This window comes from Cyanobium sp. Aljojuca 7D2, assembly GCF_024346415.1.
Classification (GTDB): domain Bacteria; phylum Cyanobacteriota; class Cyanobacteriia; order PCC-6307; family Cyanobiaceae; genus Cyanobium_A.
On record NZ_JAGQCX010000001.1, the window covers coordinates 180,015 to 192,506 of the forward strand.

General features: G+C 66.2%; 16 protein-coding genes. 10 read left to right on the forward strand and 6 right to left on the reverse strand.

Annotation, left to right across the window (positions count from 1 at the left end):
- Nucleotides 1-2 precede the first annotated feature (2 nt).
- The 3 genes from KBY57_RS01065 to KBY57_RS01075 are packed head-to-tail and all read left to right on the forward strand — an operon-like array spanning nucleotide 3 to nucleotide 1,368.
- Nucleotides 3-446, forward strand: coding sequence for a nuclear transport factor 2 family protein (locus tag KBY57_RS01065; RefSeq protein WP_094561194.1), 444 nt, complete (start codon nucleotides 3-5; stop codon nucleotides 444-446).
- Complete coding sequence (locus KBY57_RS01070) at nucleotides 446-865, forward strand: phosphoribosyltransferase (RefSeq protein WP_315859762.1); 420 nt, start codon at nucleotides 446-448, stop codon at nucleotides 863-865. The genes KBY57_RS01065 and KBY57_RS01070 overlap by 1 nt, the downstream gene beginning before the upstream one ends.
- 17 nt (nucleotides 866-882) lie before the next feature.
- On the forward strand, nucleotides 883-1,368 hold the full coding sequence (locus KBY57_RS01075; RefSeq protein ID WP_254994043.1) for a nucleoside 2-deoxyribosyltransferase: 486 nt from the start codon (nucleotides 883-885) through the stop codon (nucleotides 1,366-1,368).
- Here the strand turns inward: KBY57_RS01075 and KBY57_RS01080 are convergent.
- The 4 genes from KBY57_RS01080 to KBY57_RS01095 all read right to left on the reverse strand — a co-directional run bounded on the left by KBY57_RS01080 (nucleotide 1,365) and on the right by KBY57_RS01095 (nucleotide 4,214).
- Nucleotides 1,365-1,541, reverse strand: coding sequence for a hypothetical protein (locus KBY57_RS01080; RefSeq protein ID WP_254994044.1), 177 nt, complete (start codon nucleotides 1,539-1,541; stop codon nucleotides 1,365-1,367). The two genes, KBY57_RS01075 and KBY57_RS01080, sit on opposite strands and share 4 nt — an antisense overlap.
- A gap of 136 nt (nucleotides 1,542-1,677) precedes the next feature.
- Complete coding sequence (locus KBY57_RS01085) at nucleotides 1,678-2,343, reverse strand: SDR family oxidoreductase (RefSeq protein ID WP_254994045.1); 666 nt, start codon at nucleotides 2,341-2,343, stop codon at nucleotides 1,678-1,680.
- A 30-nt stretch (nucleotides 2,344-2,373) separates the two neighbouring features.
- The gene (locus KBY57_RS01090; protein ID WP_094561196.1) at nucleotides 2,374-3,183 is read right to left on the reverse strand and encodes a prohibitin family protein; all 810 of its coding nucleotides are present in this window, start codon (nucleotides 3,181-3,183) and stop codon (nucleotides 2,374-2,376) included.
- A 107-nt stretch (nucleotides 3,184-3,290) separates the two neighbouring features.
- Complete coding sequence (locus KBY57_RS01095) at nucleotides 3,291-4,214, reverse strand: diguanylate cyclase domain-containing protein (protein WP_254994046.1); 924 nt, start codon at nucleotides 4,212-4,214, stop codon at nucleotides 3,291-3,293.
- Between KBY57_RS01095 and KBY57_RS01100 the strand changes: the two genes are divergently transcribed.
- The 4 genes from KBY57_RS01100 (at nucleotide 4,095) to KBY57_RS01115 (ending at nucleotide 6,356) form a co-directional block, all read left to right on the forward strand.
- Complete coding sequence (locus tag KBY57_RS01100) at nucleotides 4,095-4,415, forward strand: 4a-hydroxytetrahydrobiopterin dehydratase (RefSeq protein WP_254994047.1); 321 nt, start codon at nucleotides 4,095-4,097, stop codon at nucleotides 4,413-4,415. The two genes, KBY57_RS01095 and KBY57_RS01100, sit on opposite strands and share 120 nt — an antisense overlap.
- Nucleotides 4,416-4,595: 180 nt before the next feature.
- Nucleotides 4,596-4,772 carry a hypothetical protein gene (locus KBY57_RS01105; RefSeq protein WP_158217068.1) on the forward strand — a complete coding sequence of 59 codons (177 nt, stop codon included), beginning with the start codon at nucleotides 4,596-4,598 and terminating at the stop codon, nucleotides 4,770-4,772.
- A gap of 95 nt (nucleotides 4,773-4,867) precedes the next feature.
- On the forward strand, nucleotides 4,868-5,080 hold the full coding sequence (locus tag KBY57_RS01110) for an acetyltransferase (protein WP_254994048.1): 213 nt from the start codon (nucleotides 4,868-4,870) through the stop codon (nucleotides 5,078-5,080).
- Between the two features lie 187 nt (nucleotides 5,081-5,267).
- Nucleotides 5,268-6,356 carry a DUF4912 domain-containing protein gene (locus tag KBY57_RS01115; protein ID WP_254994049.1) on the forward strand — a complete coding sequence of 363 codons (1,089 nt, stop codon included), beginning with the start codon at nucleotides 5,268-5,270 and terminating at the stop codon, nucleotides 6,354-6,356.
- 9 nt (nucleotides 6,357-6,365) lie between these two features.
- On the opposite strand, the gene leuS is transcribed toward KBY57_RS01115, so the two are convergent.
- The gene (gene leuS / locus KBY57_RS01120) at nucleotides 6,366-9,029 is read right to left on the reverse strand and encodes a leucine--tRNA ligase (RefSeq protein ID WP_409996386.1); all 2,664 of its coding nucleotides are present in this window, start codon (nucleotides 9,027-9,029) and stop codon (nucleotides 6,366-6,368) included.
- A gap of 20 nt (nucleotides 9,030-9,049) precedes the next feature.
- Entirely contained in the window at nucleotides 9,050-9,289 is a 240-nt protein-coding gene (locus KBY57_RS01125; RefSeq protein WP_254994050.1) for an Hfq-related RNA-binding protein, read from the reverse strand.
- Nucleotides 9,290-9,321: 32 nt separating this feature from the next.
- On the opposite strand from KBY57_RS01125, the gene dapF reads away from it, so the two are divergent.
- The 3 genes from dapF to KBY57_RS01140 are packed head-to-tail and all read left to right on the forward strand — an operon-like array spanning nucleotide 9,322 to nucleotide 12,450.
- Nucleotides 9,322-10,479 (forward strand): diaminopimelate epimerase, encoded by a 1,158-nt coding sequence (dapF, locus tag KBY57_RS01130; protein ID WP_254994251.1) that lies wholly within the window; start codon nucleotides 9,322-9,324, stop codon nucleotides 10,477-10,479.
- A gap of 4 nt (nucleotides 10,480-10,483) precedes the next feature.
- A complete protein-coding gene (locus KBY57_RS01135; RefSeq protein ID WP_254994051.1) occupies nucleotides 10,484-11,710 on the forward strand; it encodes a cysteine desulfurase family protein in 1,227 nt (408 codons plus the stop codon).
- A gap of 47 nt (nucleotides 11,711-11,757) precedes the next feature.
- Nucleotides 11,758-12,450 (forward strand): DUF1995 family protein, encoded by a 693-nt coding sequence (locus KBY57_RS01140; protein ID WP_254994052.1) that lies wholly within the window; start codon nucleotides 11,758-11,760, stop codon nucleotides 12,448-12,450.
- Nucleotides 12,451-12,492: the final 42 nt, after the last annotated feature.

Consider the following 12,492-nt stretch of genomic DNA (forward strand, 5'->3'; position numbering starts at 1 on the left):
ATATGTCCGCACCCCTGACCCCGCCCTTCAACCACGACAGCCTGCGCCAGCTGTTTACCAAGCCCTACGGCGTGGCCGCGCCCTCGGCTGAGCAGTGGCGGCAGGTGTATGCCGAAACCGTGCACTTCGAAGACCCCACCCAGAGCAAAGATGGCGTGGATGCCTACATCGCCGCCCAGCAGGGGCTGGTGCAACGTTGCGACGACGTGTTTCTGGAGGCCGATGCGGTGGCCATTGATGGCGACACCGCCTTCGTGGAATGGCGCATGGGCCTGAAGATCAAGGGGATCGAATTTCTCTATCCCGGCACCAGTCGGCTGCGCTTCGGAGCTGATGGCCGCATCGTTGACCACCGCGACTACTTCGACTTCGTGGGCCCCACCTTTGCGCCGGTGCCGCTGGTGGGCGGCTTCGTGCGCTGGCTCTACAAGCGCTTTGTGGCCTGATGGGCGCCAGCACCAGCACCATGCGCCTGCTCAGCTGGAGCGATTTCGATCGCGCCGTGGATCACATCGCCGATCACATCGCCGCCCGCTGCGCCGAGCGCCGCTTCAGCGGCATTCACGGCATTCCCCGCGGTGGCCTGTGTTTGGCGGTGGCCCTGAGCCACCGGCTCGAGCTGCCCCTCCTGCCCGATGCCCGCCCTGGTTGCCTGCTGGTTGACGATGTCTACGAGACCGGCCTCACCCTGGAGGCCCACCGGCAGCTGCCCGAGGCCCAGGCCGTGGTGTGGATCAGCAAGGCAGAACCGCAGTGGTGGCATGCCGTGGAGGTGACCAGCTCCAGCGACTGGATCGTGTTTCCGTGGGAAACCCAGGCCGCCGCCGCCGCCGATGAGCAGCGCTACCGCAGCTCGCGCAGCTGATCTGAGCCCTGCCCGCGATGCCTCGCCCCACCCTCTACCTCGCCTCGCCCTACGGCTTCTCGCCCCACTGGCGCGAGCGTTTGCTGCCGGATTTCATCACCGCCCTCGAGGCCCTGGGGCTGGAGGTGTGGGAGCCCTTCAGCCGCAATGGCCAGGTGGATCTGGCGCAGGAGGGCTGGGCCTGGCGGGTGGCCCAGGCCGACCTGCAGGACGTGCGCGACGCCGATGCTTTGCTCGCGATCGTGAATGGAACGCCTCCCGATGAGGGGGTGATGCTGGAGCTGGGGGCGGCGATCGCCCTGGGCAAACCGGTGTTTCTGTATCGCGACGACTTCCGCCGCTGCAGCGATTCGGAGGACTATCCGCTCAACCTGATGGTGTTCAGCGGCCTGCCGCAGCACGGTTGGCAGGATTACCTCTACGGCTCGATTGACGACCTCAGCGATCCCCGCAAGGCCCTGGTGCGCTGGCTGGCGGAGAAGCGTTGTGGCGGGGGCAGCTAATCCGCAGGTTCGCCGTCTTCGTTGACGCTCAACCGGTGGCTGGCGCGGGCTTCCAGGAGTTTTTTGGCCGGGCCTGCGGCCACCTCGCCGATCAGGATCGCGGTGCCCAGCATCAACAGAATCCGCGCGGAGGCATGCAATGGGGTTGGGGCGGGAGTGGTGGTTTGAGCCATAACGACAGACCTGAACAACATGGTCTTAGGCAAGACGCCAGAGCCCATGACGAGCTGCCCCCAACCTGCCGATCAGTGCTGCAGCAATCCTGCGTGATCGCCAACGGGCTGCGGCTGCTGAAGGGTCTGGAGCTACTTACCAGGGCAACCGCTCCCCATTGGCATGCCAGAAGCTGCCGGAGTTGTCCAGGGTGAGGGCATCGATGCGGGCTAGCAGTCCGCGCACCGACTCCTCCGGGCTGATCCCCTGGGGGTTGAAGTTGATCATCCGGGTGCGCACCAGGCCGGGGTGCAGGATCGCCACGGCGATGCCCCGGGGCTTCAGGTCGATCGCCAGCGATGTGCCGGCCATGTTCAACGCCACCTTCGACATCCGGTGGCCGTAGGAGCCGCCGGACGTGTTGTCGTCGATGGATCCCATGCGGCTGGTCATCAGAACCAGCTTCGAGCCGCGCTGCAGCTGGGGCAGCAGGGCATGGGTGAGCCGCAGTGGTGCCAGGGCATTCACCTCAAACTGGCGGCGAAGGCTGTCTGGATCCAGGTGCTCGAGGCTGGTGGCCTCCAGCACGCCGGCGTTGAGAATCACCCCATCCAGCGGCAGGCCCGCCAGCCGATCCACCAGATCGGCAACGGCGGCCTCACGGGTGAGGTCCACCCCCGCCTCGATGCGCACCCCCAGTGCCTCCAGCTCAGGTGAGGGGGTGCGGCAGACGGCGATCACCTCCTCCCCCCGCTCCTGCAGCTGGCGGCAGTACTCGAGGCCGATGCCCCGGTTGGCACCGGTGACAAGGAAGGTCTTCAAGGCAGATCAGTTGCGTGGGCCCACCCACGTTTAGCGGCGTCCGTTGACGATCACCGCGTTGCCAGAGCCGCCTGCGGCACCGGGCAGCGCCGGCACCACGGAGGTCTGGCCATCCCACTTGTCGAGGAAGAGCTTGTAGAGCACCTGGTCATCGAGGCTGGTGTTGAGCGTCTCGTAGCGCTTGGCTTCCTGTTCGGCGATCAGCACTTCGGTTTGGGCCCGCAGCAGCTGCTGCTCGGCGATCTGCTTCTGCTCGATGGCGGCGCGGTATTCCTCGGCGATCTGCAGGCCCGTCAGGTCGAGGCCCTGCACGGTGACGTAGTCGAATTTGCGCAGTTCCTCCGCCACCTTCTCCTGCACCAGCTCGGAAATGGAGTTCCACTCCGTGGCGATCGTCACCAGCTCATATTGCGAGAACACGGATTTCAGCGCCTTGAGCAGGGATGGCTGAATCACCCGGGGGTAAATCTGCTGGTCGTCGGTGGCGATCGTTTCGTAGATGCGCCCCGCTTCGGCCGGTTTCATCGCATATTTCACCGTCGCCGTGGCCTGGATCACCTGCAGATCCTTGGTCAGGGTGGAAAACTGCTCGGGTCGCACCTGGGTGCGCACGTCAAACAGCGAGGTGTTCTGCACCAGCGGCGCCTTGATGTTGGCGCCGGGATTGCGCGGAACACCGGTCACCTTGCCGAGGGTGGTGACCACGGCCACGTTGCCGGCCGGAACAATGAAGACGGTCTGGCTCAGCAGGATCGCCAGTCCCACCACCACCGCGATGATCAGGCTGAAAGCTGCTCCCGGCCCCTCTGGACTAGCGGCGGAGCGAAGGGGCGACTGCATCAGGGAAACCGGGCCAATCAACAACCCTAGAAACGGTCGTTGATGAAACAACGGCCGCTGAATGGCGTGGGTCGATTCAGCCTAGGAGGGTCTTGCTGGTTGTGGCCTTAGAGCAGCAGATCGGCGATCTGGTTGTGGCCGTTGCCCTGGGCCAGAAACAGGGCCCGTTCCGCCCGCAGCAGCAGATCCGCCGCGTGCTGATCGTCCGGAGCCAGCAGGGTGAGGCCACCGCTGATTTCGAGGCGATAGCCACTGCTGCGAAACACCCCGGGCAGCTCGCTGATACCGCAGCGGATCGCCTCAGCCCGTTCCATGGCGGGTTCCAAATCGACGTTCACCATCAACAGGGCGAAATCCTGGTCGCCGATCTGGCCGATCAGGTCCTGGGGGAGGAGCTGGGAGTTGAGGAAAGCCGCCACATCGCGCAAAGCCTGGTCGGAGGTCGCTTGGCCCCAGCGGTGCCGCACCTGGCTGAAGTGGTCGATCTGCAAAGCCAGCAGGGCCAGGGGCTGGCCGCTCAGACGGGCGCGACCGAGCTCCGGCTCCGCTTGCTCCAGAAAGCTGCTCCGCTGCACAAAGCCGCTGATCGGATGCACGATCGCCTGGCGGCGCAGCTCGAGTTCCCTGGACACCAGTTGGGCCAGGTCCTCCAGCAAGCGCACCTGATTGCCACTGAAATGGCGCGGCAATCGATCGATGACGCAGAGCGTGCCGAGGTTGTGACCGTTGCTGCTCTGCAGGGGCGCGCCCGCGTAGAAGCAGATCTTCGGATCCTGCACAACCAGGGGGTTGGTGCAGAAGCGTGGATCCTGGCGTGCATCCGGCACCACCAGGGTTTCGTCGCTGGCAATGGTGTGAGCGCAAAAGGCTGATCTCGCCATGATTGATGGATCCCGACTGGCTGCGATCCCATGGCTCTCTCTCAGGAAACCTGCATCCCCTGCACCGACGGTGCGCCCACCCTCAGCGACACCGAACTCGCCGCCCTGCTGCCGGAGCTGCCGGGTTGGGAGGTGATCGAGGCGCACCACCTGCACAAGGCCTGGACCTTTGCCGATTTTCAGCAGGCCCTCGACTGGGTTAACCGTGCTGGCGCGATCTGCGAGGCCCAGGGCCATCACGCTGAATTCACCCTGGGCTGGGGCCACGCTGAAGCGCTGGTGTACACCCACAAGGTCGATGGACTCACCCGCGCCGATGCGGTGCTCGCGGCCAAGTTGGATCAGGCCTAGGTCGTCAGGCCTAGGAGGGTTTGAAGCAGGCCGCTCTCGGCCGCTGCACCTTGGCGATGCCCCAGGGGGGCTCAGACCCGTTAGGCGGTGTTCTTCACACAATCTTCCGTAGAAAACCTGCGGCTCCAGCCTCGATCAGCTCCAAATCTCCATAGGGTCCATAAAACGTGCGGTTTCGTCATGGCTTCCCGGGAGGAGCTCAACTCCAGCGGTGATCTGTTTGAGCCCCGCAGCCTGGAGTGGCAAGACAACGGTGAGCTGGCCGCCAGTGAGGTGTTTGAGCTGGTCAAGCGCCTGCGGGCAGTGGAATCTGGCGAGCACGTCAATGAGTTGTGGCGGCTCAGTCAAAAGGTTTGATCCAAAGCATGTTGCAGCACCCGAGCTGCATGATCGTGTGCGTCCAACTCCGGAAGATCCCATCAGACTGATAACAGCGATGGAAGGGGGGATTGATGTTTCTCAAATTGCGTGATGCCGACGACGAGAGCCTGGTGGAGGTGCTCGATCTGAGGCAGCTTTTGGATCCTTTTGTTGCCGATGTGCTGGTGCGTCTCCATGCCGGAGAGGAGCTACAGGATCCGGGGCCCGTGCGCAAGGATCATCTGGTGTTTCCCTCCGGTGAGGTGCTGCCGCGCTGCTGGGTGCAGCTCAGCGGTCACGACTGAGGCCCCATCCCTTCACCACGGCCGTGATGGTTTGGTTTGCTCCCGCTGACAGCAAAGCTGAGCGGAGGCCCTGGCTTGCTGCTCCCCGATCGTGATCTGCTGACACGCCCGTCCAAAAGGGCGGAACGCAGACAAAATTGCCGCACCTTTTGCCGAATGCGCAGTGGCGAGCTCCTCAGGTTTTCCGATGTCCGGTGACAGCCTTGAGGCGAGCGACCTCACCCTGCGGCAGTTGCGCCACTTGGCCAGCAATCTCGGCATCGGGCGCTACAGCCGCATGCTGAAAGACCAGTTGTTGCGGGCCATCGAGCGTCAGGCGCCCTCTCCGGGCGAGCCTGGGCAGGGCCCGGCCGACCTCCGCGCCCTGGAGGCGGGCATGGCTCCGGCCCCTCGCCCGGAGGCCCAGACCTCCGTGGTCTTTCTGCCCCGTGATCCCCAGTGGGCCTATGTGTTCTGGGAGCTCTCTGATGCCGATCGACGTCAGGCGATGGCCGACGGAGCCAACCAGTTGGTGTTGCGCATCGCTGATGTCACCGGCCTCGGTGAAGGCGGCGCCCATCCCCACACCATGCAGGAAGTGGTGGTCAACAGCCACGCCACTGAGTGGTACCTGCCAGTTCCCCTGAGTGACCGGGCCTACCGGGTTGAACTGGGCTATCGGGTTGCGGGCGGTGCTTGGCGTTCCTTGGCGTTTTCCGCCGTGGCCCACGTGCCCTCGCTCCATCCCAGCGAGCTGATCCTGGATCAATTCGTGCCCTTCACCCTCGAGGCTCCGGTGACCGAGGCCCCGGCTGCGCCGCTGATCTCCGAGGCCGCACCGGGAATCCACGAGCGCGTTTACCAGGTGGCCACCTCCACCTGGCGGGCGACGGGTCGCGGTTCGGAAGCCTTCCATGAGGTGGATACCTTCGCCGATTCCAGCCAGGGGCTCAACGCCTCCGGTGCTGGCCTTTGGGCCAGCGGCCGCACGGCCTCGGGTGCCGGTGGGGTCGCCTCACGCCAGCGCTCCTTCTGGCTGGTTGCCGATGCCGAGTTGATCGTCTACGGCGCCACCGATCCATCGGCCACCCTGCGCATCGGCGAGGAACTGGTACCCCTCGCCGAAGACGGCACCTTCCGCATCCAGGTGCCGTTCCGTGATGGTCATCAGCAGTATCCGATCACGGCAGTGGCGGCCGATGGTGAGCAGCGCCGCCACATCACCCTCGAGTTCAGCCGTTCCACCCCCGAAGCCAACGTCAACACCGTGGAGGACGCAGTCGCCGAGTGGTTCTGATCTGAGGCCTTAGGGCACCAGGTTGACGAGCTTGCCTGGCACCACGATGACTCGGCTGGGGGGTTTGCCTTCCAGCCATTTGGCGGCGATGTCACTGTCCAGGGCCAGCCGCTCCAACGTGGCCTTGTCGGCGTCGGCGGGCACTTCGAGGTTGCCGCGCACCTTCCCCTTCACCTGGATCACCAGTGGAATCGTGTCGCGCACCAGGGCACTGGTATCGGCACTCGGCCAGGCCTGGTGGTGCACGCTCGTTTGGCCATCGGGATTGCCCCCCAACCTCTGCCAGAGCTCCTCGGCCAGGTGCGGCGCGAATGGCGCCAGCAGCACCAGCAGGGTATTGAGGGCTTCGGAGGCCACGGCCGCGGAAGCCCCCTGCAGGTGCTCACCCATGGCGTTGCTCAGCTTCATCAGCTCTGAGACGGCCGTATTGAACTGATAGTCGCCGTCGAGGTCGTCGCTGATCTCGCTGATGGCGGTGTGAACGGCGCGGCGCAGCGCCTTGTCCTCCGGGCTGAGGCTGCTGGACGCGGTGCTGGAGCTGTCATCGTCATCACCCAGTGTCAGGCCCAGCCCCAGGCCCTTGCCTACGGCCCCATCCACTAGGCGCCAGAGGCGCTGCAGGAAGCGGAACTGACCCTCCACATCGGCGTCATCCCACTCGAGATCCTTCTCGGGCGGCGCCTTGAACAGGATGAACATGCGGGCGGTGTCAGCGCCGTATTTGTCGATCACCACGGCCGGATCCACGCCGTTGTACTTCGACTTCGACATCTTTTCGTAGAACGTTTCCAGCACCTCGCCCGTGATCGGATCACGGGGATCGCTGGGATCGGCCACATCGGCCGGGGCGATGTATTTGCCGGTCTGGGGGTTCTTGTAGGTGATGCCCTGCACCATGCCCTGGGTGAGCAGGCGCGCGAAGGGCTCATCGAAGCCCAGCAGGCTCCGATCGCGCAGCACCTTGGTGAAGAAGCGCGAGTAGAGCAGGTGCAGGATGGCATGCTCGATGCCGCCCACGTACTGGTCCACCGGCAGCCAGGAATCCACCGCCTCGCGGTTGAAGGGCAGGGCCGTGTTATGGGGATCGCTGTAGCGCAGGAAATACCAGCTGGAGCACATGAACGTGTCCATGGTGTCGGTTTCGCGCCGGGCGGGCTTACCGCAGCAGGGGCAATCGACACGCCACCAGCTCTCGAGCTGGGCCAGGGGCGAGCCGCCCTTGCCCTCAAGGTTGGCGCCCTTGGGCAGCTCCACCGGCAGCTGTTCCGCAGGCACGGGCACCACGCCGCAGCTCTCGCAATGGATCACCGGGATCGGGCAGCCCCAGTAGCGCTGGCGGGAGATCAGCCAGTCGCGCAGGCGATAGGTGGTGCGGGCCCAACCCCAGCCCTCGGCTTCCGCCGCGGCGGTGATGGCGGTTTTGGCCTCTGCGCTGGCTAGGCCATCGAAGCGGCCGGAGTGGATCAGCACGCCGGCTTCAGTCCAGGCGCCGCCCTCATAGGCGTGTTCATCGCTGCCCTCGGGAATGATCACCTGGCGCACCGGCAGCTCGTACTGGCGGGCAAACACGAAATCGCGCTGGTCGTGGGCGGGTACGCCCATCACGGCACCGGTGCCGTAGTCGGCCAGCACGTAGTCGGCGATCCAGAGGGGGATTAGTTCGCCGCTGGCAGGGTTGCGCACCTGTGCGCCGATCGGCACGCCGCGCTTGGGTTTGTCGTCGGCCGTGCGCTCCTGCTCGCTCTGGCGGCTCACCAGGTCACAGAAAGCCTCCACATGAAGGGCCTGCTCGGAGGTGGTGAGTGAGGCCACCAGCGGATTCTCGGGGGCGAGCACCACATAGGAGGCACCAAAGATTGTGTCCGGCCGGGTGGTGAACACGGTGATGTGTTCGCCGGTGTCTGCGCCTTCGCCATCCACCACCGGGAAGCTGAGCTCGGCGCCGGTGCTCCGGCCGATCCAGTTGGCCTGCATGGTGCGCACCCGCTCCGGCCAGCCCTGCAGCTTGGGCAGGTCGTCGAGCAGCTGGTCGGCGTAGGCGGTGATCTTCAGAAACCACTGGCGCAGCTTGCGCTTCTCCACCAGGGCACCGGAGCGCCAGGAGCGGCCTTCGCTGTCCACCTGCTCGTTGGCGAGCACCGTCTGGTCGATCGGATCCCAGTTGACCGTGGCGTCTTTCTGATAGGCCAGGCCGGCCTCCAGAAACTGCAGGAACAGCCACTGGGTCCAGCGGTAGTAATCGGCGTGGCAGGTGGCCACCTCCCGGTCCCAGTCGATCGAGAGACCCAGGCGTTGCAGCTGGGCGCGCATGGAGGCGATGTTCTGATCGGTCCACACGCCCGGATCGATGCCCCGCTCGATCGCGGCGTTCTCCGCCGGCAGGCCAAAGGCATCCCAGCCCATCGGATGCAACACCTGTTTGCCGCGCATGCGCTGCACCCGGGCGATCACATCGGTGATCACGTAGTTGCGCACATGGCCCATGTGCAGGTTCCCTGAGGGATAGGGAAACATCGACAGGGCGTAATAGGGCTCGCCATCAGCAGCGGGCGTGCGGTGTTGCCCGGCGGCATCCCACTGCTGCTGCCAGCGGGATTCAAGGGCCTGGGGTTGGTAGCGGGGTGCGTCGCTCACAGCAGCCAGGCCTGGATCAGAGTTGTGATCGTGCCACAGCCCAGTCGGTGAGGGCGGGCTCAGCCCAGGGCGCGGATCGTGGAGGCCGCAGCACGGTTGATCAAGGTGAGAGGACGCCCTTCCGCCTGGCTGAGGGCGAGATAGGCGACGTCCTGCCAGTGCAGGGTTCCTTCGAGTTCACCAACACCCATCACCTGGATAGCCACGGGAGTTTTGTGGCGGATCAGATCCTGTAGATGGCGAATGCTCGGCTGGGAGGTATCGAGAGCCGCCGAGCGCTTCTCGAAAAAGCTCTGCATAGGATTTGGCGGTGGCTGCGTTTGCCCCCATCGTGCTCCAGTTCAGCAAATATCAAGGTCTGGGAAACGATTTCCTCATGCTCGATGCCCGGGGGGCGGGTAGCAGCGACAGCGACCTCGGCCTCACTCCGGAGCGGATTCAACGCCTGTGCAACCGCCGCTTCGGCGTGGGCGGTGACGGGGTGATCGCGGCCCTTCCTCCCCGGGAGGGTGGAGAACTGCGCATGCGGATTTTCAATGCCGATGGCAGTGAGCCGGAGATGTGCGGCAACGGCATCCGCTGCCTGGCGCGCTTCCTGGCCGACAGCGATGGGGATGCCCCCGGCCGGCAGTGGCAGATCGAAACCCTGGCCGGGCGCATCGTTCCCGAGCTCTGTGCCGACGGCACCATCCGTGTGGACATGGGCGCCCCCTTCCTCGAGCCGGCGGCCATCCCCACCACCCTGCCGCTTGGCGATGCCGGGATCGCCCAGGGCAGCCTGGAGGTTGCGGGTGAGACCTTCGCGGTGGGAGCCGCTGGCATGGGCAATCCCCATGTGGTGATTCCCGTGGACGATGTGGAGGCAGTCGATCTGGAGCGCTACGGCGCCGCCCTGGAGGTGCATCCGGCCTTCCCCGCACGCACCAACGTGCACTTCGTGCAGGCCCTCAGCCCCACCCATCTGGTGATGCGGGTGTGGGAGCGGGGTGCTGGGCCAACCCTGGCCTGCGGCACCGGTGCCTGCGCCACCTTGGTGGTGGCCCATCGCCTCGGCTTGGCCGAGCGCTGCGCCCGCCTGGATCTGCCTGGCGGACCTCTGGAGATTGCCTGGGATGAAACCAGCGGTCACCTGTTTATGACCGGTCCGGCGGTGGCGGTGTTTGACGGTGTCGTGACCCCCGAGCTGTGGGGTGACGGTGCCTCAGACCTCGGGGGCTCTGATGAGCCTGAAACCGGACTCCCGGTGACCCTCCAACAACCATCGATCGACAACGCGATTGCCGGGTCGGCAGAGGCCGAGATCGACTGCGCCACGGTCTGCATCAACGGTTGTCTGCGCCCGGATGCCTGTCCGTCCGAGGAGGCCCGGGCCCGGGTGGCGGCCCTGCTCAGCAGCAGTTCCCTCGACGACCTGGTGGCCCTGGCCACCAACTCCCTCGAGTCACGCACGCGGGCTCGGGTGGAGCGGGACAGCGGTCTATTCACCTAGCGCCTTGACTGCCTCCGCACCGGCAACCGCTGCACCGATTTATCTCGACGCCTGTGCCACCACCCCACCGGCAGTGGAGGTGCTCGAGGCCATGGCTGCGGTGCAGGCTGATGCCTGGGCCAACCCCTCAAGCCTGCATGGTTTTGGATTGGCGGCCGCCGAGCAGCTGGAGCGCAGCCGTTGGCGACTCGGCGAGCTGCTCGGCTGCGCCGCCAGTCAGCTGGTGTTCACCTCGGGGGGCACCGAATCCATCCACACCGCCCTGCTCGGGGTTGCCGGGCAGGGGCCACCAGGCCGGCTGTTGATTTCAGCGGTCGAACACCCGGCCACCCTGGCCGCTGCGGCACAGGTGCAACGGCTCGGCTGGCAGGTGGAGACCCTGCCGGTGAACCACCTGGGAGTGGTCGATCTCGAGGCCCTCGATCGCCTGCTGGTGCCGCCCACGCGGCTGGTTTCGCTGATCTGGGGCCAGAGCGAAGTGGGCACGATCCAGCCGATCGAAACGATCGGAGCCTGCTGCCGCGCGGCCGGCGTGCTGTTGCATGTGGATGCGGTGCAGGTGCTGGGCCACCGGCCGTTGGCCTTCGACGCCCTGCCGATCGACCTGCTCAGCCTGGCGGCCCACAAGCTGCAGGGGCCCCGTGGCGTTGGCGCCCTGTTGGTGCGCCCAGGCTTGACGTTGTCCCCCTTCATCGGCGGCGGCGGCCAGGAGGATGGGCGGCGGGGTGGCACCGAGCCGGTGGCCCTGGTGGCGGGCCTCACCCGTGCCCTGGAGCTCTGCCAGGCGCGCCTCCAGGCCCACGGGGGGCGCCATCCGATCACCGATCTGCGCGATGGCCTCTTGGCCCGTGTCTTGCGGCTGGAAGGGGTGTGCCTCAGCGGCCCCGATCCGCGCCACCCCGCCGACCCTCCCCGTCTGCCCCACCACCTCAGCCTGTTGGTGGCCGGCCCTTGCGGCACGCCTCTGTCGGGCCGTCGCCTGGTGCAGGCCCTCTGGCAGCAGGGCTATGCGGTCAGCAGTGGTTCCGCCTGCAGCAGTGGGCGCGGTGCCCAGCCGGGGGGGCTGGCCCCCAGCCCGATCCTGCAGGCCATGGGCTATGTCGATGCTGAGGCGGCCAGTGGTGTGCGCCTGAGCCTGGGGCCCTGGCTCACCGCCGCCGATCTGGAAGGCGTTCCCGCGGCGCTCGAGCAAGCCCGGTTGCAGCTGCAGGCTGAATCCCCAGCGCACTGACGCCTTGGCCAGGGAGCCCTTAGGGTCGGCCGATCCGTGCTGGCTTGATGCTTCCCCCCGACCTGCGCAGTGCCGAAGCTGAAGCCCTGACGGCGATTCAGGCTGCCCTCAGCGGCGGTGCCAAGGGTCTGTGGACCGTGGAGCTGCGCTTTGAGGGCCTGCGGATTCTGCCGTTGGCCCTGCGTCTGCAGGCGGCCCTCAGCCCGGCCCAGCCCAGCCTGCGGCTTTTGTGTCCCGATGCCGGCGCCACGGCCCTGGCCCAGCGCGATGCTCCAGATTTCGCTGCCCGCATCGCCAGCCTGCGGGATCAGATGCGCCTGCAGCAGGCCGACGGCGGTAGCGAGGGTGTGCTGCTGCTGGTGGCCCCCTCCCCCGCCGACTATGAGGAGGTGGAGCAGGTGTGCGCCCTGCACCGTGGGGCGGTGGTGTTGCTCAACGGCAGCCTGGAGGATGCGGCGGTGGGCATTGGCAACGTCGCCCGGCAGCGCCGCAAAGGATTTTTGTCGGGCTGGCAAAGCGCCTATGCCCTGATCCCCTCCGGCGATGGGGCGCTGCGCCGGGCCTGCCCTGATCCCTGGGAGCTCTACCGCTGCGATCCCGACGGCTACCGCTTTGTGGCCCACTTCGATCAGAAGCCGGATCCAGAGCAGCAGGCCCTGGCTCTAGCCGGTGAGGGCGGGCTGGGGATCGGCGGCAACCTCAAGGTGATGGATGCCTTCATCGAGGGGCTGCGCAACTAGGGCCAGGCCAGCTGCTGGCCGGTATCGGCCCTGGTGGCACCC